Origin of the sequence: Methanoculleus chikugoensis (assembly GCF_019669965.1) — an archaeon.
In the GTDB taxonomy this organism is placed as follows: Archaea; Halobacteriota; Methanomicrobia; order Methanomicrobiales; family Methanoculleaceae; genus Methanoculleus; species Methanoculleus chikugoensis.
In genome coordinates, this window is record NZ_AP019781.1 from 1,698,508 (window position 1) to 1,721,985 (window position 23,478).

The 23,478-nt window shown below is 63.3% G+C and carries 22 protein-coding genes and 1 tRNA gene; 15 read left to right on the top strand and 8 right to left on the bottom strand.

Going from position 1 to position 23,478, the window contains the following annotated elements; translation table 11 throughout:
* Positions 1–235 precede the first annotated feature (235 nt).
* The 4 genes from MchiMG62_RS08555 to MchiMG62_RS08570 all read right to left on the bottom strand — a co-directional run bounded on the left by MchiMG62_RS08555 (position 236) and on the right by MchiMG62_RS08570 (position 4,709).
* Positions 236–886 (bottom strand): ArsR/SmtB family transcription factor, encoded by a 651-nt coding sequence (locus MchiMG62_RS08555; protein ID WP_221056599.1) that lies wholly within the window; start codon positions 884–886, stop codon positions 236–238.
* Entirely contained in the window at positions 876–3,623 is a 2,748-nt protein-coding gene (gene alaS / locus MchiMG62_RS08560; protein ID WP_221056600.1) for an alanine--tRNA ligase, read from the bottom strand. The genes MchiMG62_RS08555 and alaS overlap by 11 nt, the downstream gene beginning before the upstream one ends.
* Positions 3,624–3,684: 61 nt before the next feature.
* Positions 3,685–4,002: an SWIM zinc finger family protein gene (locus MchiMG62_RS08565; RefSeq protein ID WP_054847254.1), complete on the bottom strand. Its 318-nt coding sequence runs from the start codon at positions 4,000–4,002 to the stop codon at positions 3,685–3,687.
* Complete coding sequence (locus MchiMG62_RS08570; protein ID WP_221056601.1) at positions 3,999–4,709, bottom strand: Nif3-like dinuclear metal center hexameric protein; 711 nt, start codon at positions 4,707–4,709, stop codon at positions 3,999–4,001. Before MchiMG62_RS08570 ends, MchiMG62_RS08565 begins: the two co-directional genes overlap by 4 nt.
* A gap of 224 nt (positions 4,710–4,933) precedes the next feature.
* Here MchiMG62_RS08570 and MchiMG62_RS08575 point away from each other — a divergent pair, with 224 nt between their 5' ends.
* The 4 genes from MchiMG62_RS08575 to MchiMG62_RS08590 all read left to right on the top strand — a co-directional run bounded on the left by MchiMG62_RS08575 (position 4,934) and on the right by MchiMG62_RS08590 (position 8,993).
* Positions 4,934–6,229 (top strand): PEGA domain-containing protein, encoded by a 1,296-nt coding sequence (locus tag MchiMG62_RS08575; RefSeq protein WP_221056602.1) that lies wholly within the window; start codon positions 4,934–4,936, stop codon positions 6,227–6,229.
* Positions 6,230–6,376: 147 nt separating this feature from the next.
* A complete protein-coding gene (locus MchiMG62_RS08580) occupies positions 6,377–7,885 on the top strand; it encodes a homocysteine biosynthesis protein (protein WP_221056603.1) in 1,509 nt (502 codons plus the stop codon).
* Positions 7,882–8,280 carry a 4Fe-4S binding protein gene (locus MchiMG62_RS08585; protein WP_221056604.1) on the top strand — a complete coding sequence of 133 codons (399 nt, stop codon included), beginning with the start codon at positions 7,882–7,884 and terminating at the stop codon, positions 8,278–8,280. The genes MchiMG62_RS08580 and MchiMG62_RS08585 overlap by 4 nt, the downstream gene beginning before the upstream one ends.
* On the top strand, positions 8,277–8,993 hold the full coding sequence (locus tag MchiMG62_RS08590; protein WP_221058723.1) for a UPF0280 family protein: 717 nt from the start codon (positions 8,277–8,279) through the stop codon (positions 8,991–8,993). The genes MchiMG62_RS08585 and MchiMG62_RS08590 overlap by 4 nt, the downstream gene beginning before the upstream one ends.
* Before the next feature lie 238 nt (positions 8,994–9,231).
* Here the strand turns inward: MchiMG62_RS08590 and MchiMG62_RS08595 are convergent, their stop codons facing one another.
* Entirely contained in the window at positions 9,232–9,624 is a 393-nt protein-coding gene (locus MchiMG62_RS08595; RefSeq protein ID WP_221056605.1) for a hypothetical protein, read from the bottom strand.
* A gap of 121 nt (positions 9,625–9,745) precedes the next feature.
* Between MchiMG62_RS08595 and MchiMG62_RS08600 the strand changes: the two genes are divergently transcribed.
* The 5 genes from MchiMG62_RS08600 (at position 9,746) to MchiMG62_RS08620 (ending at position 12,744) form a co-directional block, all read left to right on the top strand.
* Positions 9,746–10,027: a hypothetical protein gene (locus MchiMG62_RS08600; RefSeq protein WP_054848599.1), complete on the top strand. Its 282-nt coding sequence runs from the start codon at positions 9,746–9,748 to the stop codon at positions 10,025–10,027.
* Between the two features lie 5 nt (positions 10,028–10,032).
* On the top strand, positions 10,033–10,557 hold the full coding sequence (locus MchiMG62_RS08605) for a tRNA (cytidine(56)-2'-O)-methyltransferase (protein ID WP_221056606.1): 525 nt from the start codon (positions 10,033–10,035) through the stop codon (positions 10,555–10,557).
* Positions 10,554–11,630 (top strand): ATP-grasp domain-containing protein, encoded by a 1,077-nt coding sequence (locus tag MchiMG62_RS08610; RefSeq protein ID WP_221056607.1) that lies wholly within the window; start codon positions 10,554–10,556, stop codon positions 11,628–11,630. Before MchiMG62_RS08605 ends, MchiMG62_RS08610 begins: the two co-directional genes overlap by 4 nt.
* 114 nt (positions 11,631–11,744) lie before the next feature.
* Entirely contained in the window at positions 11,745–12,266 is a 522-nt protein-coding gene (gene tfe / locus MchiMG62_RS08615) for a transcription factor E (RefSeq protein ID WP_221056608.1), read from the top strand.
* The gene (locus MchiMG62_RS08620; protein WP_221056609.1) at positions 12,259–12,744 is read left to right on the top strand and encodes an HDIG domain-containing metalloprotein; all 486 of its coding nucleotides are present in this window, start codon (positions 12,259–12,261) and stop codon (positions 12,742–12,744) included. Before tfe ends, MchiMG62_RS08620 begins: the two co-directional genes overlap by 8 nt.
* On the opposite strand, the gene trpY is transcribed toward MchiMG62_RS08620, so the two are convergent.
* Positions 12,737–13,240 (bottom strand): TrpY family transcription regulator, encoded by a 504-nt coding sequence (trpY, locus tag MchiMG62_RS08625; RefSeq protein ID WP_221056610.1) that lies wholly within the window; start codon positions 13,238–13,240, stop codon positions 12,737–12,739. The genes MchiMG62_RS08620 and trpY overlap by 8 nt on opposite strands.
* A 241-nt stretch (positions 13,241–13,481) precedes the next feature.
* Here trpY and MchiMG62_RS08630 point away from each other — a divergent pair.
* The 3 genes from MchiMG62_RS08630 (at position 13,482) to MchiMG62_RS08640 (ending at position 15,589) form a co-directional block, all read left to right on the top strand.
* Positions 13,482–13,566, top strand: a tRNA-Leu gene (locus MchiMG62_RS08630).
* Positions 13,567–14,063: 497 nt separating this feature from the next.
* Positions 14,064–14,594, top strand: a complete 531-nt coding sequence (locus tag MchiMG62_RS08635) for a YkgJ family cysteine cluster protein (RefSeq protein ID WP_221056611.1) — start codon at positions 14,064–14,066, stop codon at positions 14,592–14,594.
* A gap of 140 nt (positions 14,595–14,734) precedes the next feature.
* Complete coding sequence (locus MchiMG62_RS08640) at positions 14,735–15,589, top strand: hypothetical protein (protein WP_221056612.1); 855 nt, start codon at positions 14,735–14,737, stop codon at positions 15,587–15,589.
* Positions 15,590–15,714: 125 nt separating this feature from the next.
* Here the strand turns inward: MchiMG62_RS08640 and MchiMG62_RS08645 are convergent, their stop codons facing one another.
* Both MchiMG62_RS08645 and MchiMG62_RS08650 read right to left on the bottom strand, forming a co-directional pair.
* Complete coding sequence (locus MchiMG62_RS08645; RefSeq protein ID WP_244987645.1) at positions 15,715–19,797, bottom strand: HEAT repeat domain-containing protein; 4,083 nt, start codon at positions 19,795–19,797, stop codon at positions 15,715–15,717.
* A 519-nt stretch (positions 19,798–20,316) separates the two neighbouring features.
* A complete protein-coding gene (locus tag MchiMG62_RS08650; RefSeq protein WP_244987646.1) occupies positions 20,317–20,928 on the bottom strand; it encodes a helix-turn-helix domain-containing protein in 612 nt (203 codons plus the stop codon).
* A 302-nt stretch (positions 20,929–21,230) separates the two neighbouring features.
* Here MchiMG62_RS08650 and MchiMG62_RS08655 point away from each other — a divergent pair, with 302 nt between their 5' ends.
* The 3 genes from MchiMG62_RS08655 to MchiMG62_RS08665 are packed head-to-tail and all read left to right on the top strand — an operon-like array spanning position 21,231 to position 23,406.
* Complete coding sequence (locus MchiMG62_RS08655) at positions 21,231–21,743, top strand: hypothetical protein (RefSeq protein ID WP_221056614.1); 513 nt, start codon at positions 21,231–21,233, stop codon at positions 21,741–21,743.
* Positions 21,740–22,747, top strand: a complete 1,008-nt coding sequence (locus tag MchiMG62_RS08660) for a PIN domain-containing protein (protein WP_221056615.1) — start codon at positions 21,740–21,742, stop codon at positions 22,745–22,747. Before MchiMG62_RS08655 ends, MchiMG62_RS08660 begins: the two co-directional genes overlap by 4 nt.
* On the top strand, positions 22,711–23,406 hold the full coding sequence (locus MchiMG62_RS08665) for an HAD family hydrolase (protein ID WP_244987647.1): 696 nt from the start codon (positions 22,711–22,713) through the stop codon (positions 23,404–23,406). Before MchiMG62_RS08660 ends, MchiMG62_RS08665 begins: the two co-directional genes overlap by 37 nt.
* Positions 23,407–23,478: the final 72 nt, after the last annotated feature.

Here is a 23,478-nt window from a genome sequence, read left to right on the forward strand (position 1 = left end):
TAGTGCCGGAACCACCATGAGATAACCTTATGGCATCAGAGTCCAATCAGGCACAGTGTGGTGATATGCCATGCCGAAATGCTACAGCTGCGGAGCGGAGATCAACCCGAAGAAGACGCGATGTCCCAGGTGCGGGGCAAAAGTAGAGGCAGGGACCGGAGAACAACCACAACAAGCGGGAGTTACAAGGGGGCGACGGTAAAGACCCCTTAAAACCCTCTCACCGGACCTTTTTTTATTCTTCGTGCTCTTCTTCCACCCGGTAACGCGGGGATGTGCGCCACCAGTAGTAGACCTCATAGGCCAGCAACGCGAGCAGCACCGCGCAGGCGCCGAAGAAGAAGCCCATCACGATATCGTGGGCCGGCAGCGCCCCGGCGCCGTCCAGGGCAGGAACGGGAGACTGGAGCGTCGAGACATCCTCTCCGGTGCCGCCTGCGTATTTATCCCCATTCTCGGTCATCAGCCTTGAAACGGGCGTAGAACCGCCGAACGGCAGCACCGCCGGGAGGATTGACCAGAGCCCGATGCTCGCGAGGACGACGACCCCAAAGAGCGTTGCGTACTTCTGCAGCACCGACCGGAGATCGCTTGCCGGGGGCGCGATGATGAGAACCTGGTTCGCGAGCCCGTAGACCTTCACTTCACGCCCCTTCTCGCTCCAGCGGGTCTCCATGACCTCAAGGAGCCCGGCGTCGAGAAGGTTCTCAATATGGTAAGAAGCGGTGGTGATGGGGATCTTCATCCGCCGGGCGACCTCCGACGACGTCAGCGGCCCGCCGCCGAAGGCCTGGATGATCGTGTTTGCCGTCTGGCTCGCCATCGCCCGGGCGATCTTCTGTGCCCGTTCATCACCCGGCTGGACAACTACAACATCATTCGCCATGGAGTGCTTCAATAATTCTGTTGCGCCCGTACTCGAGCGCCTCCTCGAGCCGGGAGGCGTCCGTGCCCGCGCCCTGGGCAAGGTTCGGCTTGCCGCCGCCCTTCCCGCCGAGGATGCCGCAGACCTCCCGCACGATATCGACGGCGTTCACCGCCGGGACGCCCGACGTCGCCACCACCTTCACGGTTCCGTCTGCCGACGCAAAGAGCGCCACGCCGCCCTCGGCGGCGACAGTCGTGGCGAGTGCGACGAGTTCTTTATGGGTCGCGTCGAGCGTTCTGACGACGACCCGGACCCCGTCCACCACTTCGCCGTCGAGATTCTGCATCTCGAGGTCCACCACTTTCTTCCGGAGACGTTCGATCTCCTTCTTCTGTTCCTTCCATTCCGAGAAGAAGCGCGCTACCGTCGGCGGCAGGTTCTCGGGCTGGACGCTCACCACGTCGGCAGACTCCTGGAGGAGGTCGGCCTGGTGCTGCACGGCATGCACGGCGGCGATACCGGCCGCAAAGACCAGCCGCTCGACGCCGTCCTGGATATGCTCGACGCCGATGACCCGGATCGGCCCGATCTCACCGGTTGCCCGGACGTGCGTTCCGGCACATGCCTGCACGTCGGCACCGATCTGCACTGTCCTGATCTCCCGGCCCGGCGGGACGCCGCCCTGGTAGAGACCGAACCCATACTTCTGCTCGGCCTTCGTCCGCTCCTCGATGTGGACATAGACCGGCGTATCGGCCATGACCAACCGGTTCGCCTCAGTCTCGATCCTCTTGAGTTCATCGGGCGTGATGTGCTTGTAGTGCCGGATGTCCAGGCGGGACGCCTCGCTTCCCTTCTGGGCGCCCGCCTGGTGCACGTGGACGCCGAGCACCTCCTTTGCGGCGTGAAGAAGGACATGGGTCGCCGAGTGATGGCGCATCAGCGACCACCGGCGTTCCTCGTCCAACATGCCCTTCACCCGTTCGCCGCGCTTCAGGGGGCCGCCCGTGACCCGGTGGAGGATCACCTCGCCGAGTTTCACGACCTCCTCCACCCGCACCATGCTCTCGGACGCCACCAGGGTGCCGGTATCGGACGGCTGGCCGCCGCCCTCCGGGTAGAAGAGCGTCTGATCGAGCACCGCTATCCCGTCGAAGTAGTCCAGCACCATCGCCTCGAACTCGATCTCATTCGGCAGCTCGTAGTAGAGTTTCTTCGTCGGGGGGAGGGAGGCTGCACGCTCGCGGTAAGCTTCAAGCGGGTCTTCTCCCCTCGCCTCCTTCTGCGCCTCCGAGTGCGTCTCGGCGATCAGCGAGTAGAAGTTGTCGGGGATCTCCACGACGGCGCCCTCGGCGGCGGCGACCTCCTTCACCATCTCGGGCGGGATGCCGTGCGAGTCGTAGAGGGTGATGACCTCCTCGAGAGGCACCCGGGAACTCTTTGCCTTGTAGTTCCGGGCGATCTTCTGGACGATCCGGGCCCCGCGCTCAAGCGTGCTTGCGTACCTCGCCTCCTCGCTCTCCACGATCTCCCGTACCGCGTCCACGTCCTGCTCAAAGTTCTCGACCCCCACGACCTGCATCTGTGCTTCGATCAGGTCGCCGAGATCCTCGTCCATCGAGAGGTCGTTCATCATCCGGAGCGTCCGGCGAAGCACGAGTCGTGCGAGGTAGCCCTCGCGGACGTTCGAGGGGACGATGCAGTCCCCGAGCATGTAGGCGAGGCAACGGGTGTGGTCGGCGATCGAGTAGACCTTCTCGATCGGGACGACGATCCGCTCGAGCCGATCGACCGGCACGCTGATTGCATCGGCGACCTTTCTGCGGAGGTTGTAGAGGTTCGTCCCGGAGATGTCCATCACCCCGGCGAACCGGGCGCTGAGCCCCATGATCTTCGTGAACTCCGGGTTGTCGAGGAGATTCTCGAGATGAGCCGATCGCATCAGGCGGCTCACCATCTCCGGGAAGACCGCATCATAGATCGTCGGCGAACCCTTCGAGGCCCAGACGAACCGTTCAAGGCCGTAGCCGGTGTCCACGATGTTCAGCCGCATCGGGTAGTATGGCACCCCGTTCACGTCGACGGGCGGCTTGTCGGTCTTCTGCCGCCCGAGGTTCATGAAGACCAGCGTCGCGACCTCAAGACCGCCGATGAGCACCTCGACTGACGCTCCGGCGTTCCCGCCGCCGTACCAGGGGTGCTCCTTGTAGCTGACCCGGGTGGGATCGCCGCCGATGGACTTGATGAACTCGTCGCAGAGGGCGACCGTCTCATCCTTCCAGTAGATCCGCTCCTCCGGGGTGTTGAAGGCGTGGTGCGCCATCATCTCAAAAAGCGTCAGGTGGCGCCCCGACCGGCCGACCGAGTCGAGGTCGTTTAAGCGGATGCAGGGCTGGGAGATGGTCAGCGGGTTCGCCGGCGGGGGAACGACCCCGCTCGTGACGAACGGCTGAAAATCGGCGATGGATGCGATGGTGAGGTAGATATCGTCTCTCCATCGGGCGGCTACGGGATATCGTTCGAGGCGTGTATGGCCGTGCCGCTCGAAGAACGAGAGGAACGCCTCCCGCATCTCGCTGACGTTATGAGGTTTGAAGACCGGATTGCCGATGAAGTTATACGTCACGCACGGGGCGTCGCCGCAGAACTCCTGTTCCGGATCCCGGGTCCAGAAGGCCGACCCGCAACTCTTGCAGATCTTCCGCTCAAACCCCTCCGACTTGAAATAATCGAGCGTATATTCTTCCTCGAGCATTGAAAATCACGCAGCATAAATCTGTTGGATTCTGCGCGATATAGTTGTTTGTGCAGCCTATTCATACTTTCCATGTATCCTGATACCAGAGGTCGTAGGATTCATATAATCCCGTCCTCTCGGCGATACGCACCGCAAGGATGTGCCAGCATTCGCGCCCCCGGAAGAGGAAGTCGCTGCAGGTGCAGAAGTCCCCCTCGACGATGTACTCGCTGCTCCGGCCCACCACGACGAAGAAGTCGAGGTAACGCTTCACCTGCCCTGCATCGACGGCCTCGAGCGCCTTTCTCCCTCGCTCGCCGTAGACACGCTCGATGCAGGCGCGGAACTCCGGCGTCAGCGCCCGGTCCTGCTCCATCTTCTGCCAGAGACCCCTCATGGAACTACCACTACGTGTGGCGGATCAGGGATATAATGCCACCCCATGCGTGATGCGAGGGCCTCCATGGCCGGGGCCTCAAGCACATAGTGAGTGGATTCGAGGCAGGGGATGGGCGATGCACGGGCTACGCTGTGCTTCAGCTCCGCCGAGAGGAATGCTTCCGCCCCGAGACCGGCGGCCTCCCGGATCAGGTCGGGGTCAAACCCGCTCCCCCCCACGACGGCGAGGCGCCGGATCGTTCCCACCTCGCCGTAGACCCGGATCCCGCCGCCCGGGAGGCGGCGGGCAATCTCCCGGGCATCGAGGGAGCAGTCGCCGACGAGCCCGACGGTCATCTGCTCCGTCTGCAGGAGATCGAGCCGGGCCGCGAGGACGTCGTTGACGCCGCCCTCGGCACGGTCGAAGTTCGTGTGCATGACGTAGAGATTTATATCGGCGGCAAGGAGCGTCCGGAGCAGGCGCGACGTCGCCCCCCGGACTGCCGTGACCGGACTCCAGAGGGGCGTATGGTGGACGACCAGCATATCCGCGCCGGCACGGGCGGCGGCATCCACCACCTTCTGTGTGGCATCGAGCGCACAGCAGACGGTTCCGATCTCTTCTCTTCCCTCGACGACGAGGCCGATCCTCCCGGCATCGTACTCCTCGGCCAGTTCGGGCGGAGCAACCTGCTCCAGTGCGGCGATGAACCTCTCGATATCCATACGGTACCTCATATGGCACTCACAAAATAAAAGGGTGAACGAGGACGCCACCCTGCACCCAGAAAAATCCCATCGAATAAAATTTCTTTCCCAGGAAGTTTTGAACATAATTCGAGAGAAAATGGGCCATTATCTGATAAAGGCAGCAGGTATGGAATAGATCAAATAGAAATAATTATCTCTAAAAAAGCCGAGACTCGATTATCGTCTTTCGGAGACAGAACATGTTGAGACCACTTATTATCGGAGCAATACTCCTCGTTCTCTGCGCCGGCATCCCCGCCGTGTCCGCACTGGGAGGAGATGAAGGATGGTACCGCGTCCACTGCAACGTCGACGGTGCCAACGTCTACTTCGACGGACAGTACCAGGGTACCACCTACGGTGGGTCGCTCGACGTCCCGGTCTACACCACCGGGGCGCCCTACAGTTCCTACCGTGTCGAGAAGAGCGGGTACAACTCGTATTCCGGCAGCCTGCCCTCGGGCCCCGCGGCAGGCCAGACCGTGGACGTCTACGCGACACTGCAGCCGGTCGAGACTACCGGCTCGATCCACGTCACGTCAAGCCCCTCAGGTGCGGCGATCTACCTGAACGGAAACTACCGGGGCACAGCGCCGCTCACGATTCAGAGCCTCTCCCCCGGAACCTACTCCCTTGAAGCCGAGCGATCCGGCTACAACTCCGACCACGCCACCGTCACGGTCAGGTCAGGGCAGCAGTCGAACATCCAGTTCACCCTGACGCCGATCGAGCAGTACGGGTCGATCAAGGTCACCTCCAGCCCATCGGGTGCGTACGTCTACATGGACGGCGTCTACAAGGGCCGGACGCCCCTGACGCTCACCAGCGTCTCGGCAAAGAAACACAATATCGAACTTGATCATAGCGGCTACTACGACTGGAGGTCGACCGTGACCGTGAGCCCCGGCGTGACCAGTTACGTCAACGCCTACCTGACGACCATCCCCTCCGAGACCACCGGCGCCATCGACGTGGTCTCCTACCCGGCAGGCGCGGACATCTTCCTCGACGACAGGTACCAGGGCAAGACCCCCGCGGCCGGAGTATACGCGATATCGAACGTCGCGGTCGGCTCCCACACGGTGAGGGTAGCCCTCTCCGGCTACCAGGACTACACGACGTCGGTCATCGTCAGCGGGGCAACCACAAGCCACGTCACCGCGACGCTCCAGCCCGGCCAGTCGACCTCGACGGGCTCGATCTCGGTCACCTCCTCCCCCTCCGGAGCCGAGGTCTACATCGACAACGTCTATAAGGGTATCACCCCGCTGACCGTCGACGGGATTGCCACCGGCACCCACGCGGTCAGGGTGGCGCTCGGCGGCTACAGCGACTGGTCGACCACCGTTCAGGTCGGTGCCGGAAGCACCGCCTCGGCCTCGGCTTCGCTCTCGCCTGTGCCGACCCAGGCCCCCCACGCGGGCGTGGCACCCTTTGCCGTGATAGGCGCGCTCGGGATCCTCGGGATCCTCGTCGCGTTGCACAGGCGGGACTGAACACGAAAAAAACCCACACTTTTTTGAGAAGCATAAATCTCCCAGATGTTACCGATTGACCGTTGACGGCAGGGTTCATACCCCGACGCAATATTACCTAAAGTAATAAACAACACCTATAAATATTCCGAAAATGAATATACGTTCATGGCAAAGTCCCTCGACCTCATCAATGCCCGGATACGCGACGGTAGTGCACGAGTAGTTACCGCCGACGAGATGCCGGCAATCGTCGACGAACTGGGCGAGGAAGGGGCACTGGCGGAGGTCGACGTCGTCACGACCGGGACGTTCGGGGCAATGTGCTCTTCCGGTGCCTTCTTTAACTTCGGGCACGCCGACCCCCCCATCCGGATGGAGCGCGTATGGCTCAACGACGTTGAGGCATACGCGGGGATTGCAGCGGTCGACGCCTACCTGGGCGCAACCCAGGAGGCCGAGTCCAAAGACAGGCCGTACGGCGGCGCCCACGTCCTCGAAGAACTCGTCGCGGGAGGCACCGTCGAACTGCGGGCAACCTCCCACGGGACCGACTGCTACCCGCGCCGGAGCATCACGACGGAACTGCTGCTCGAGGATATGAACCAGGCAATCATGGTCAACCCGAGGAACTCCTACCAGCGCTACAACGCGGCGACGAACACCACCGACCGGACGCTCAACACCTACATGGGGACACTCCTCCCACGGTGCGGCAACGTCTCCTACTCCGGCGCAGGGACTCTCTCCCCGCTCATAAACGACCCCGGTTTCCGGGTCATCGGGAGCGGCGTCCCGATCTTCCTTGCCGGTGCGGAGGGGATGATCGTCGGCGAGGGGACGCAACACTCGGCGGGCGGCGGGTTTGGAACCCTGATGGTGACCGGGGACATGAAGCAGATGCGCCAGGAGTTCCTGCGGGCGGCGGTGATGAACGGCTACGGTGTGACGATGTACGTCGGCGTCGGCGTCCCGATACCGGTGCTCGATACCGGGATCGTCCGGAGCACCGCGGCGCGTGACGAAGATATCCTGACCGAGATCATCGATTACGGCACGCCCCGGCGTGACCGCCCGTCGCTCGCGAGGGTCAGTTACGCCGACCTCAAGAGCGGGTCGGTCGAGATCGGCGGTGAGACCGTCCGGACGTCGTCGCTCTCCAGTTACCGGCGGGCACGCGCGGTTGCAGTGGAACTCAAAGACTGGATCGAGCGAGGAAAGATGGAACTTGCCCTCCCTACCCGCCGGATCGACCCGACAAAACGCGCGAAACCCATGCGGGAGACAGCCGTCACCCCCCGCGTCCGTGATATCATGAACCGGCAGGTGATCAGCATCACGGAGGACGAGGAGATTCGCGTGGCGGCAAAGCGGCTCTTGCGGGGCGAGACGAACCACCTCCCGGTTCTCGACGGCAACGGCATGCTGGTCGGGATCATCACCACTTACGACGTCTCGAAGGCGGTGGTGACGGACGGGAGGCTCCGTCAGGTAAAGGACATCATGACCCGGAACGTGATCAAGACGACACCCGACGAGCCGGTGGACGTCGCCGCCCAGAAACTTGAGCAGAACAACATCAGCGCCCTTCCCGTGGTGGACGCGACGAACCGGGTGGTCGGCATCCTCTCGGCGATCGATCTCGGGAAACTCTTCGGCGGGAGGCGGCGGCGATGAAACTCCTGCTGACGTTCTCCCGGAAAGGAAAAGCCGACCCGGGAAGAGAACCGGTGATCGCCCGGGTGGTGAAGGAGACCGGCGTTCTCATCAACGTCGAGAAGGCCAACATCGACTCGATGGCCGGCGAGGTGTTGATCGACGTCCCGGACAGCAGCGCAGACCAGATCCGGCGGCGCCTTGAGGATCTCGGAGTCTCGGTTCGTGTGATGGAGAACGCTATTGCCCGCGACGAGGAGGAGTGCGTCGACTGCGGGGCGTGCATCAGCATCTGTCCCCAGGAGGTCTTCTCGTTCGATGCGGAGTGGCGCCTTTCCGTGAGCGCCGAACGCTGCGTCCTCTGCGGGAAGTGCATCCGGGCGTGCCCGCACGGCGCCCTCTCGCAACAGGGATGATCCGGGAACATTTCGAGTACCGGCAGACGATCGCGACGATTCTCGCGGATGAACCGCGGCAGATCGAGGCGGCGAAATCCGGCATACTGGCCGCCCGGCAGGAGGTCGAGCGGCAGATTGCCGTCGACCCCTATTTTTCGGCAACGTTCGAGCCGTATACTCCAAAGAGCCCTACAGATATCCCGGCAAGCATGGCCCGGGCAGCCGCGGAGGCCGGGGTCGGGCCGATGGCGGCGGTGGCGGGCGCCATAGCCCGGGCAGGGGTGGAGGCGATGGTCGAGGCCGGCGCAGTGTTCGGCCTCGTCGACAACGGCGGGGATATCGCTCTCGTGAGCGACCGCGAGGTGACGATCGGCATCTACGCGGGGGCATCACCGTTGAGCGGGCGTTTTGCGTTCCTGATCCCTCCGAACGAGGAGATCCTCGGCATCTGCACCTCGTCGGCGACGGTGGGGCCGTCGATCAGTTTCGGCATTGCCGACGCCGTGACGGTCATTTCTCCCGACGTCGCCGCCGCGGACGCATGGGCGACGGCGATCTGCAATCGGATCACGGTTGACGACACCTCCGTCCTCGACGACCTTGAGGGGACCAGTATCCGGGGCGTGCTTGCCGTCATCGGCGATGCGGTGATCCGATGGGGGGACCTCCCGCCGATCGTGCGGGCAAGGGTGGACGAACGGCTGATCACCGCCGGGAGATCGCCGGTCTAGTGCTACTGGCTTCAATTTGCGTGAGGCCGCATCCATCTTTATGCACCGTCAGCTCACGCGAAGACGCAAAGAACGCGAAGGGAAGGTAGGGTACGATCAACAATCTTCGCGCCTTCGCGTGAGACCGCATCATCATCCCTATGCCGTCAATTCACGCGAAGACGCGAAGTATGTGATCTATTGACGACCTTCAAACCTCGCAAAAGACTATGCCCTCAAACGAAGGCAGCCCGACGTATCAGAGGCACTCCTCCATGTAGCGGGCAATCTCTGCGTATGCCTCCGTGCCGCTGAACCGTGCGGGCGTGTTCTCCCCGTCGGTGAGGAGGACGGCCGGCTCCCCGTCTTCCATCAGAAAGATCACCTCGTAGAGGTCGACCTCATCGATGACGAGCCCCCGTGCGAGGTCCGATGCGGCGTGGAGCTGCAGCCGCTCCATCGTCAGTTCGTCCGGTGTCTCCCGGAAGTAGTAGTAAAAGACCTGGTACGCGTTGAGAAGGTCGGAGGAAAGCAGCGCTCCTCGGGTCTCTTCGTCAAGCGTATCCAGCATCTTCGCGAGAAGCTCGTCGTCGTCTTCACTCGCCTCAAAGAGGCTGTCGGCAAGTTCCGCCAGTTCCATATAGTCGGTCATACCCGGTTCCCACCTGCACATCCAATCTCCCGCACCGGCTGAACAACCGCGCCGATAGCGGCCGACAGAGCCGGAACGGTGCATGAATAACTATATCGGTCTCCCGGAAAAAAGAATAGGTGTGCGTGAGGAAGATCTGGACTGGGCCGTATATCACCGGATTCCCGAAACCGGCGACATTACGGTCGGAGACCTGGTAGCAGCCACCGGATTTGAGCCCGATGCGGTGACGGCATCGCTCGAGCGTCTTGAACATTACCTTCTTATCAGAAAGACGGGGAAGATGGTGCGCCTTCTCTCTATCCAGGAATCGCTGATAGAGTGCCAGTGCCGCCATACCAGAGAAGACCTGCCGTTCATCATCGAGAACGGAGTAATCCGGGCAAAAAGGAGCGAGGAATGAGCGGGATGCCCGAAGTAGCCGTGCTCCGGATAGGCCACCGGCCCGAACGCGACCAGCGGGTGACGACCCACGTCGGGCTCGCGGCGCGGGCGCTCGGTGCCCGGGGGATGTACCTCGCCGCAGACGACCCCGGTGTCGCTGCGAGCATAACGGACGTGGCAGACCGGTGGGGAGGAGACTTCTTCATCGAGAACGACGTGAAGTGGCGGCGGTGTATCCAGGACTGGAAGGCCGCCGGCGGCAAGGTCGCCCACCTCACGATGTACGGGCTCCGGATGACCGACGTCATCGACGAGATCCGCGCAGAGGAGCGGGTGCTCGTCGTGGTGGGGGCAGAGAAGGTGCCGGGCGACATCTACGGGCTCGCCGACTACAACGTCTCGGTGACGACCCAGCCTCACTCCGAGATATCGAGCCTCGCCCTCTTCCTCGACCACCTCTTCGAGGGGAGGGAACTCAACCGGGAGTACCCGGACGCGAAGATCCGGATCGAACCGGCAAAAGCAGGCAAGAAGACGGTGGAGCGGTGAAGGGGCGGGTTCTGGTTGCGGGGTTCGCCACGCGGCATGTGGCGCAGTCGGCCCGCCGGGCAGGTTATGCGGTCTACGCCGTCGACCACTTCTGTGACCAGGATCTCCGCTGGTACACGGAAGACTGCGTCTCGTTCGACGAACTCGATGAACTCCCGGGAAAGATCGCCGAATTCGCCATCCGCCATCCGGTCGACGCGCTGGTCGTCGCTTCGGGCGCCGAGGCCGTCGGGACGACGATCCCGCTCTGCGGCACGCCGCCCGCGAAGGTGGAGCGGTTCCTCGACAAACTGGAGATCCAGCGGTTCTTCGAGGAACTGGACGTTCCGGTTCCGCCACTCGCCGGGGACGACTGTTACCCGGCGATGATCAAGCCGCGCCGGGGGGCGGGGGGATGGAGGAACGCGGTCGTGAGAGCGGAGGAGGAACTCCGCCGGTGGGAGGAGGCCTGGCCGGACGTCCCCTACGTCGCGCAGGCTCTCGTCGACGGGATTCCGTCGAGCGTCTCCTGCGTCGCGGACGGCCGGCGTGCGCGGGCGATCGCGGTCAACCGCCAGATCCTCCGGGGCGAGGGGGAGAGCGCACACGGGTTTGCCGGGTCGGTCACCCCGTTCTCCCATCCCCTTGCCGGGGAGATGATCGCGGCGGCGGAGCGGATCTCTGCCGCAAGCGGGTGCGTGGGCTCGATCGGGATCGATTTCGTCGCGGGTGAGAAAACCTGGGCGATCGAGATCAATCCCCGGTTCCAGGCCACCCTGGACACCGTCGAGATGGCGATCCGGAAGAGTGTCTTTGCCATGCATATGAACGCCTGCCGCGGGGTGATCCCGGTGACGGTGCCCGTCCCACGGCAGGTCGCAGTCCGGCGGATCCTCTTTGCCGAGCGGGATATGCGGCTTGAAGCCGACCTCTCAGACCTTGCGCCCCGCATCGCCGATATCCCCTGGCCCGGAACCGAGTTCGAGGAGGGGCACGCCGTCGTGAGCGTCTACGGCTGCGGCAAGACGGAAGAAGAGGCGTATGCCGACTTCGAGAGGAACACCGCGGCCGTCCGAAAGCGGATCGGGAGATGAGCCCGCTCCCTCAGGGCGGGAAAAGTGAATTAAAGATTGAGAACAGAGTATGGTAGGCATCGATGCGGCATATAAACTCTTATATGATAATTCTACTACAGGAGAGATTTAAGTATGGTATCCGTCACTGAACTGTTGAACGATCCGGCAATCAACGCCTATATTCTGCGCATGATCGGGGAAGAGGGAATCGAACTTCTCAGGCGGTTCCCTGAAGAAGGAGAGCACAGTGACGAGGAACTTGCCGAAATGACCGGTGTCAACCTCAACACCGTCCGCCATACCCTTTACACGCTCTATGAGCAGCGCCTCGCCGAGTACCGGCGACTGAAGAACTCCGAGACCGGCTGGCTCACCTACCTCTGGCACCTCCGCCTCGACCGTCTCCACGATGTGCTCGAGGAGCAGGTCCGGGATGTGCTCGAACATCTCGACGCCCGGCTCGCCTACGAGGAGAAGAACGACTTTTACATGTGCAGGAACTGCAGCGTCATCTACACCTTCACGGACGCGGCGAACTGGAACTTCGAGTGTCCGAACTGCGAGGAGATGCTCGAACATTTCGACAACGAACTCATCGCCGCCGCCCTCAGGAAGAGAATCGACAGGATCAAGGAGAGCCTCGGGAGTGCGTGAAGAGGACTGCATCGATCTCCTCAGGGGGGCGGGCTGTTCCGACGGGGTCATCGCACACTGCCGGGCGGTGCGCGACCTTGCGCTCGCCTACGCGTCCGACCCCCTGGTCGACCGCGACCTGGTCGAGACCGGCGCCCTTCTGCACGATATCGGCCGGGGGGTGACGCACGACCTCCGCCACGCCGAGGTGGGCGGCGAGATGTGCCGGTCGTTCGGCCTTGACGAGGCAGTCGCCGCCATCGTCGAGCGGCACATCGGGGCCGGGCTGACGGCCGACGAGTCTTCGCTGCTGGGTCTCGCCCCGCGCGACTGCATGCCCTGCACGCTCGAAGAGAAGATCGTCGCCCACGCGGACAACCTGGTGAAGGGAACCCGCGCCATCGCGCTCGAAGAGCGGCTGCAGCACGCAATTGCCCTCCCGCGAAGGCAGAGGAAGCGGGTCTGCAGGCTCGCGCAGGAGATGGAACTTTTCAGATAACCAGCCGGTTTACCTGCGGAAGGGCCCGCATCTCTTCATAGACCGAAGCCGGGATCCGCGGTTCGTCGACGATCATCACGAGTCTGGGCTCCTCCGCGAGGTAGGGGTCGGTGACGAAGATCTGGCGGATGGAGAGGTTGTGCTCGACGAGGACTTCGACCGCCGCGCCGACGATCCCTTTTTGCTGCGCGTCCTTCGGGTAGAGGGTGATGACCGAGAGGCCGAGGGCCTCGGCGACCCGGGTGAGGTCGGGGGCGGCGCGCATACGGATGAAGATCTCGCGCAGTTCGGGATTATCGAGGATGCGGCGGGCGGTGGCATCGACGACTCTCCGGTCGGTCTCGATCGCCCTGCCGATGTGCGTCGCGGGGATCTCGATGCCGTTGCAGACGATGCGCCCTTCTTCGTTGATGCCGAACCCGTTCTCCAGCAGAAAACGGACTACCCTGCCCTGGGACGGCGAATCGGCGAACTTCCGTGAGATGTCAGCCCACATGCGGGATCGTTGGATCCGGGCGCATAAATACACATCGAAGGCGGTTCCGGGGCGCTGGGGTACAGGTGTCGCAGGAGGGATCCGCCCGGGAAACGGCTCCCTGCCCCGCGCCCGCGGGAGCCCGGCAGGCATGCCAGGGCGCCTGGATCTGCGGCGCCTCCCTGCCCCGCGCCCGCGGGAGCCCGGGTTCCGGCAGAGCAAGATATTTCTGGTTGCAGCGCATTGTATAGAGAAGCACAGGGCGAGGGTTGCCAAGCCAGGTCAAAGGCGCCAGGTTGAGGGCCTGGTCTCGTAGGAGTTCGTGAGTTCGAATCTCACCCCTCGCATTCGGTTCTTGTTTTAGATGTTTCCCGGGCAGATCCGGCACCAATCAGTCTTCACCGAATCCCCCCGATTCTGCCGGTAGTGCTTGTTGCCGCTTAAATCTATAAATCTCGCACTGCCACCTTTCACATCCTTCGCCCCTTTTGCGTGAGGCGTTGATGCTCTCTATTACTCCTCACGCGAAGAGCGCGAAGCCGCGAAGGGGCGTTGCATTTCACGCACCGGAATCTCCAAATTAAAGTGGCACGATCCAGTAATTATCCCAGGACTCTGCCATTACTTCGCAACCCATAAGGGACAGAAGAGCCGGTAATCCCGGCAAGAGAGGGCAGGGCTACGGCATCGGTAAATCAGGAGCCTATTTATCCCGAGCTGGCCGTGCATGACGCAGATCTGATCCGGGCGACTCTCCCGCGGGTATTTTATTTCTGCGATGATTATGATTGGATAACGAGCATGTTCGCACATCAACTGCCCGGCATCCGGGGAGACGGCCGCCATGGCGTGTAGGTGCTGCCAGTGCGGCAGTTGCTGCAGCAACATGGGAAACGTCCACACGGTCATCGAAGAGCGCGGCAACTACATCTTCGTCGTCCGCAACGCCTACAGCGGGGACGTGAAGGAGGTGCGGATCGACCCGGACAAGATCGCCCTCTTCGAGGATGAGAGCAGCATCGCGGAACTGCCGGACGCATGCCCCTTCCTGAGGTTCGAAACCCCCCGGGATTCTCCTGATCCGTTCCATGGGAACGTCGCATTTGACGGGAAGACGGGAAAGGCATGGTGCACCGTCCACCTGACGCGCCCCGAGATCTGCCGCGATTACTGCTGCTGGCGTCTCCTCATCCTCGATTCGCAGGGCAAAAGGGCCGGGCGCGTGATGTACCGGACAACATTCCTCCCGGACACCGACGAACTCCGCCGGCTCTGGGAACGGGTGCAACCGACCCTGAACGGGCTCTCCGGCACCGAATGGGACGATGCCGTCATCGATATTCTCACGGCGGCCGGATACCGTGTCCGCCGGTAACTGCCGGGATTACGGATGCTCCCACTGCCTGCGGGTGAAAGGAGATAGGAACCCTTCCCATCACCTGCCGGCGATCTGCACAACCCAGATATACCGGGATAGCAACAAGCCCGGCCGAGGTCGAGCATATGAGAGCATCGATGAGACTGCTGGCGGGCTGTTGCCTGTTGCTGATGGTGTGCCAGGTCTCCGCCATGGCCCCGCCCGCCTGGGCAGAGCCCGGAACGAAGGTGACGTATCAGGCCGCGCTGACCCCGTACTACGCCATCGACCCCGACGACCCGATGGACCAGTGGGTGCATCACGAGGGGACCGGGGTATTCGGGTATCTGACCGACACGATCACCGCCGGGGACGCCGCGGGCGGCTATTCAGGCGACTCGGTGGTGGTGAGCGGCATCGACGGGGGAACCCTGTACACAGGTTCGTGGTCATACCTTCCGGGGGATCCGGGGATGGGGCTCGTACCATTCTGGGTCGACCTCGACAGCCCCGCCTTCAGCCCGGAGTTCATGGTCCTTGAGGGGCCGCTGGAACTCGCCGGCACGGAATGGGATGCGCAGGCGTATTACTACGCAAACCTCGGGACGAGTTTTGACATACGCTACGTCGTCGATAAGGAGAGCGGCCTCGTGCTGATCAAGAACGCGGGGCTGACGGGCGCAAACAATCAGATGCAGAGGGAGATCTACATCCTGCAGTCGCTTGAGACCGGATACCCCGGAAGCGGTATGCCGGAGAACGACACCTTCCCTATCATCTGGAACTCCACGCACCCGGAGCGCGGTATGCCGGAGAACGCCACCCGGCCTATCACCTGGGGCCTCCGGCACCCCGGAAGCGGTATGCCGGAGAACATCACCCGGCCTATCGATGAAATGGTCGGAAACTCCGGGTGGGCAATGAGGCATTTGGGGGAGGAAACTCCACCCCTTCACCATGCCTCTCATGATGGCGCTGAACATCCCTACAATCCTGGAGGTGACGGAAACTAAGAGGGAATTCCGGGATCCTGTCAAGGCGACAATCGAGGAGCGGGATCTCCCGTTCCCGGAACTCCTGCGAGAGGAGGAAAGGCTCCCGGTAGAAGATGGTGATCGAGCGCGGCCCCGAGAGAGACTTATGCTCTATGGTCAGGTCGTATGACAGGTCGCTCCCGGATCCGCTCCACCGCATTCTCGGCGGCTTTCCGGGCGTACCAGTCCTCGTCGTCGAAGATGCCTTCAAGGGGCGCAATCGCTCGTGCATCCCCGATCTCGGCGAGCACGTCCGCCGCACGTTTCCGGACATCGCCGTCCGGGTCGCCGAGCGCGGATACGACCGGATCCACCGCCGGGGCCCCTATGGCGACGAGCGCCGCTGCGACCTCTCGCCGGACGCTGTAGTAGTCGTCGTGGAGGAGACTCATGAGCCCCGGAATCGCGCGCGGGTCGCCGATCTCGCCGAGAATCATCGCCGCCCGCCGCCGGATACTGTCGTCGTGGTCGCCGAGCACACGCACCAGCGGTTCGACCGCGGCCGCTCCCACCCGGGCGAGATCGCCCCATCGCTCCTTCGCGATCAGGTAGACGACCGTCTCCTCCCCCGTTGCAGGCGACCAGCCCAGGTGGTCGAGGGCGTCCGCGACCCCGGCACGGACACGGAAATGCTCGTCGGTGAGCGCACCGGGGAGCAGGCGTGCCGCGGGCTCGCCGATCAGCACAAGCGCCGCCACCGCACCCTTCCGGGCCGCCTCGTTTCCGTCCCTGAGAACCCGCAGGAGCGGCCTGACCGCCGGTTCGCTCATCACCCCGAGCGCACGCACCACGACGCGCCCCAGGCGGTGGTCGTCGTGCAGGAGCGCATCGATCAGCGGCTCGGTGGCCGCCGGGTTCCCGATCTTGCCGAGCGTCGCGGCCGCTCCCATCCGGATTGTCGGGGGGGCGGCGCGGAGAGCCCGGACCAGTGGTTCGACGGCCGGATCGCCGATGCCGACGAGCGCCCGCGCCGCACCCAGGCGGATCTGCCAGTCGCGGTCCTGGAGAGCCTCGATGAGCGGAATGACCGCCGGTTCGCCGATCATCTTGAGTGCCTCGACCGCCTTTCTCTGCGTGCCATCCTGTTCGATGCGGAGCTCGTAGATCAGCCTCGCGACTGCGGGAGCCCCGATCAGCCCGAGCGCCCGCGCCGCACCCATCTGGATTGCGCTGTCCGGGTCGTTGAGCGTCCGGATCAGCGGTCCGACCGCACCGGGCCCGATCCCGGCGACGGAAGCCCACTGTTCCTTCGCGATCAGGTAGCTGACGGTCTCACTCTCGGTCCGCGGTTCCCACCCGGCCCTGCCGAGAACCTCCGCCGCGCCCAGCCGCACCAGGTAGCGTTCATCGTTGAGCGTCTGCATAAGCAGATCGACGACCAGGCTCCCGAGGCGGGTGAGGACGTCGATCGCCCCGAGCCTGACGGCATCGTCGGGGTGCCCCAGCGCCTCGACGAGCGGGGCCGCAACCGCTTCCCCAAGACCGGCGAGCAGATCTCCCGCCCGCTGCCGGATCAGGGCGTCGTCGTTCCCGAGCGCCTCGACCAGGAGATCGAAGGCTTCCTCCCCCATCGCCTCGAGGATCCCGGCGGCGGTCTGCCCAATCCCGGGATTTCCGAGAACCGGGACGAGCGCGCCGGCCGCAGAACCCCCGATCCGGACAAGCACTCCGGCGGCCGTCTTGCGGAGCCGGGTCTTCTCCAGGACCTGGATCAGCGGTTCCACCGCGGGTTCGCCGATCGCAACAAGCGTCTCTACCGCCGGATCGCGGAGCGCCTTCCTGCCGAGCAGGAGGATCAGGGAGGGAACCGCAGGGGCCCCGAGGCCGACCAGCGCCTCCATTGCTCCGGCCTGCACCGCCGGATCAAGGTCGCCGAGCCGCGGCACCAGGTGGTCGACGGCGGGAGCACCGATATCCACGATCTCCGGCCATCGCTGCAGCGCGATCAGGTAGACAATCTCCTCCGCCGTCCGCGCTTCGGGAGCCCACCCGAGCTGCTCAAGGACTCTTGCGGCTCCCATGCGGATCGACGAGTTTTCGCCGCCGAGTGCCCCGGCAAGCGGTTCGAGCGCCGGAGCGCCGATCCCGGTGAGCGCCGCCGCCGCCCCTGCCTGACCGTCGCTCTCCTCACCGAGGAGAGGGATGAGGGCGTCTACCGCAGGCGCACCGATCCCGATCAGGGCGTCGACGGCCTTCCGGTGAAGGCGGTCCTCACCGGTCCTGACGAGTTCGACGATGGCCGGAACCGCCTCCGGCGTCCCGAGTCGGCCCAGAACCTCGACGGCACTCTCCCGGGCGCCCCCGACCCCACCTTCAAGCAGTTCGAGGACGGGCGCCACGGCCGGTTTCCCGATGGCAACAAGCGCATCCGCCGCCACCGGGGCGACGGCCTCGTCGGCGAGGGCATCCACGAGCGCCCCTACCGCCGCCGGATCGCCGATCTCGCCGAGCGTCGCTGCAGCCTCGCAGCGTATGCGGGCGTCATCGCCGCTGAGCATCCGGATCAGCGGCTCAACGGCCGGCGAGCCCATCAGGGCGAGTTCCATCCACTCCTCCCGGGCAACCAGGTACCAGGCCCGTTCAGAGTCGCTCCAGGGCTCCCAGTTCATCCTGCCGAGAATTTTAGCGACCTGGGACCGGATACGGGACTTCCCGGACGTCAGCGACTGGATCAGGGCCGGTACCGCCGGCTCGCCGAGCGCACCGAGAACCTCCTGAAGCGTCTCCTGCGCCTCCCCGTCCGCGGAGTCCAGGGCGCGGATGCACGCCTCCGTTGCCGGTTCACCGATCTTCGCCAGAGCCGCCGCCGCCGTTCTGCGGAGGGAGGGGACGGAGAGCAGCCCGATGAGCGGCTCGACCGCAGGAGAACCGATCTCCGTGAGCGCCATGGCCGCCAGCGGGCGGATCTCATCGCCCGCCTCGTGCAGAAGTTCGACCAGAGGATCGACCGCGGCCGCGCCGATCTCCCCGAGAGTCCGGGCGGCGTTCCACCACACCCCCCTGTCGGGGGACTTCAGGATGCGGATGAGGGGATCGACCGCAGTTTCACCGTAATCCGCAACGTCGAGCCACGCTTCGTCGGCGACGAGGTAGCGTATCGCACCGGCGTCGTCGGAGGCTTTCCACCCGAGTTCCCGGAGGACGGAGGCCGCCGACCTTCGGATGCTCCGCTCAGGCGCACCGATGGCCTCGATGAGGAAGGGGATTACTTCGGCGCCGATCTCCCGGAGCGCGTAGCGGGCACCGAACTGCACCTCGCCGTCATCGCTGGCAAGCGCTGCGATGAGAGGCGGCACAGCGGGAGACCCGATGCGCACGAGCGTAGCTGCCGCCCCGATCTGCGCCGTAACGTCCCCGAGCGCAGCAATCAACGCAGAGATTGAGTCCTCGCCGATCAGAGCGAGGGCCTCGGCGACGCACCACCGCCGCCCGTCGTCCGCAAGGGCAAGGGCCCGAACCAGCGGTTCCACGGCGTCGGCTCCACGCTCTGCGATGGCACTGACGGCACGCCCGCGAACTCCGGCATCGTCACTCCCGAGATCGTCGATGAGCGACTCTATCGGGCGTTCATCGTCTCCCCCCGCAGCCTCACAGATGGGAGGGAGGGGGGAGGTCACGGCCGCCGGCTCTTCCTCTGAGAGATCGAGTTCGAGTTCGAGTTCGGCAAGCCCGGGAGAGGGGTCGACATCTCCGTCCTCGAACTCCAGCATCTGCATGAGTTCATCGGCGCTGAGGGAGTCGGGGTGCGGCGCAGGCTGGTCGTCCGGAACGCCGGGCATGCCGTCATCCAGGAGAGAAAAGTCCGGGAAGTCTTCTGCCGCAGAAGGCTCCGTAGGGGAGAGAGCATCGACTTCGTCCGGGGGGGCAAGACCCCCGGGGCCGTCCGCAGGAGGCGCCGCCGGGGAAGGAACGGTAACCGTTTTGTCCGGCGAGACGAGTTCGTCGAACCGCCGGAGAGCATCGGGGACGTTCTCAAGCCTCTCGAGGACGCTCGCCCTACCGTCGGCCGGAGCATGCCTGCGCGGGGGGGTCTCGACGGACAAACCGGCAACCGGGGGTTTGGGGGCGCCCTTACTTTCGCTCTCTTCGGTATCCTTCTTTATCCAGTGCCTGATAAGCGAAGAGCCGTTCGGCCCGAAGAGCCCGGGCAGGCAAACGATGGGCAATACTGATTCAACCGCCGGCATACCCGGCACTCCCGCACCGGGCAGAAGAAGGAAAAGACATACGATCCCGAAGATCGCGCAGATCAGGGCACGGAACGCCGGAAAAGGTGCACGGTCGTCACCGGGCGCTCGCCCATCCGCGGATACCGGCAACACCATCACTATACCGCGGATTTCGGCTGCCGGATCGGTGGATTGGCTGTCCGGGAATGCTCGTCGGCCCTCGATGCACATAATGAAAACTCTACGTCTAAAAATTAAATATGTTTGTTTCTCTCGCCCGGGAAATAAAAAAATCATTATATATCACCTGTTTCAGGAACGAATATTAGCTGCCCGGACCCCGGGGTCGCCGGGCAGCGTCTGCACCGGACTGATGAGGCGTATCAGGCGGCGGTCACAGGTACGGTGCCGCATGGAGCGTTGCAGCGACGTGACCGATCAACCGCTATTTGCGGCATGGGCAGGAAAATCCGGAGAACTACGGCCCTGCTGCCGAATTAACCCCATCGGCACCTGAATCAATCCACCAACGGCCGATCAGAATCCTTCGTTCATGATCCGGTTGAGTTCCGAACGCTTGATCCGCCAGGTTCCCCCGCACTTGACCGCCGGAATCCGCTCCTCCCGGATGAACTCCCGGATCCGGCCGGGAGTGAAATTCAGGGTCGAAGCAACGTCGTCGACGGTGAGCATTGCGTCGCCCGCGTTGTGGTGGTGGCCGCACCCGATCGTCTCCCAGTTCTCGTCCGGCAGCATGATGGTGATGACCGGTTCGCCGTCGTCCCCGGGGGAGACCGCAGCCTTGAACGTCAGGGTGGGAACAAGGCCGTTCTGGTAGAGGCTGACCTGAAACTCGAACTCCTCCTCGGTCGTCGTGTGGGCTTTGGCCCGGAACGCGTGAAGGGTGTCCCAGAGGTTCTCCGTAACGGTCTCCTGCGGGATGTTCGGGAACGGAACCATACTCTGTGCGGCCCGTGCCGAGACGGCAAGAGGGAACGTGATACCCAGATCCCTTCCCATCCGGGTGATCTCGACCAGATCGCCGTCGTCGATGGCGTCCTGGCGCGTCTTCCTCTGCTGTTCCGGGTCGGCCAACCCCCAGGTGTCTTCCGGTGTCCGTAATCGTGCTCTTCGTATCTCCATGGTCATATCTCTCCGGAATAATTCCGCGCTCTACTATACCACTATGGGGATATCGATCATAAAATATTTACCAAAAATTTCGCGGTATTTTCCGATTTATTCCACGTTAAAGGCTTATTTAGAAGGGGCCGCGAGTGAAATGCCCCCATGATCCGGCAAGAACGGTCCTCCGACTCCAGGAAACGCGAATACAGAGCCAATAATGCAAAAATAATGAAGCAAAAGGTTCAGAATGGCTCCCATGAATCCCAATCCCGGGAGGGCTGCTCCGACAAAGCCTATATAGCATCAGGGTGAGTCTTGAGGCAGTGATTGTCCCCGTGACACCCGCTTCCGGCGACGCCTACATAGCACTTCTCGGCCGCTCAACATGGGCGCTCGTCAACGCTTATCACGCAGTCCTGCGTGAGAAGGGACTGCGCCCCGAACGGGTCATTATCGTCACCGAAGAACCCTACGCGCAGGAAGCATCGGTCGCGGCCGAAGCAATCGGAGTCGTTTCGGAGGGATACGGGTTCGCCCCCGCGATCGAAACGGAGATCCTGCCCGAAGCGGACTTCGTGAGGACCGGACAGACGATCAGGTCGCTTGCCGGTGATCTCATCGAGCAGGGACTTCACGTGGCGATTGACATCACCTCCGGCAGGAAAGTCACGGTCGCCGGGGCGCTCATTGCGGTCTCGGTCGCGGGACTCGATATCCGGCACATCTATTATCTTGCCATGAAGAACACCGACGACGTTGCAAAGCCCTACATGATGATTCCGCACCAGATCCAGCAGATCCGGGATATCATGGAGGACGCGGGGGCGAGAGGATGAACGATGCGATCGTCAGGGAGGACGAACTGCAGGTTCTCATCAACAGCCTCGATGAGATCCGCATCAGGTACCCCCTCTACGAGGGCGATATCCTGGTCGCACGCCCCGAAGGTACCGGGTTTTCGCTCGAACTGCCCGCGCCCCGCGAGACCTTCCAGGACTGGGTCGCCGAATACGAGCCGGTCTCCGCGGAACTTCCTTCCTACGCCGATCTCCAGGAATGCATGTTTGCAAGCGGGGTCGCCCGCTACGTGAACCATGCCGCCTTTGAATCGATGCTCGCATCGTATGGGCAGCTCAAGAAGGCCGTCTTCTTCGGCCTGGATACGAACCTCTTCTACCACGGGTTTGCATCGAACAATCCCCGGATCGAGCACGCTTCATACCTGATCGTCGATACCGTCCGGGACGAGATCGCGTATGCCATCAACCGCAAGTACCCGGCAAAGACGATCGGGGAGATGACGGCACTGGCGCCCGACTGCCGGGAATACATTGTGGAACTCGAGAACAAGCGGACGAAGCGGTCACGCAAAGCGGCGTATCTCGCGCTGAAGGAGTACCGCACCATCCGTGACCGGGCGACGAAGATTGCAGCCCCGGGCCCGCATACGCACCTCTCCGAGGAGAACGATTATAACATCGTCCGGGCGCTCCGGAAGTTCGAAGAAGAGCGGTACGCCCTCCCGGTTCTCCTGACCGCCGACATCTACATGGCCGATCTCTGCATGGCCGAGGGGCTCGAGTACTTCTACTTCGACCGCCCATATAGGTTGGAGACAACAGCCTGCACGGCGCCGGCGTTCCGGCGACTGCTCTTCAACCTTGCCGCCGTCTTCGGATTCGTGGATTGCAACGGCACCACGATCTTCGGGGAGTACGGCGGAAAGGGCAACGACCTTGACGAGCTCAAAGTCCGTTTCCGGGACGACGAGGCGTACCGTGCATTCACGAGGGAACTCAAGATATGCAGGCACCTTACGGCACTCGGCATACCGCGGTAGAGGCGGTCCTCTGCGACATGGATAACACCCTCTTTGACCTTATCGGAGCGAAGCGGGAGGCATGCCGGTGCGTGGTCGACTACCTCGGAACCGGCGACCCTGAATCGCTCTTTTCACAGTTTCTCCGGGGAATTCACGGGTTCGAGGACCACGAGAACATACGCGATTATCTCGAAAGTCTCGGGGTGTACGAGGAGCGGGCATTCGAGGTCTGCTGCCGCACCTACGAAGACGTGAAACTCAGCCTGGTCGAGGCGTACCCGGGTGTTGAGGAGACGCTCCGGTGCCTCCGGGACGCCGGGATCGCTCTCGCGGTCGTGACCGACGCGGAGTCGTCCCAGGCACACCGGCGGCTCGAAAAGACCGGGCTCATCGATTACTTCGAGACCGTGGTGACCCCGGAGGTCTCGGGCCGGCGGAAACCGGAGCCCGACTCACTCGTCTACGCTCTCCGGCGGCTCGATGCGGCTCCGGCGCGGGCGATGATGGTGGGCGACAGTCTGGTCCGCGACATCGCTCCGGGGAGAGATCTCGGGATGGTGACCGCGTTCGCCGCCTACGGCGACTGGCGCGACGGCAGCGTGGCGGAGATAACGGCCGATATCGTTCTCGCAGAGTTCGGCGAACTCACCGACCACCTGGGCATTACGGGCCGATAGTCCATGAATATTGGGCTCTCGCAAAGTGCTTCGTTCAACCCCGGATAGTCCGTGGTGCAGGTCCGAAATAAA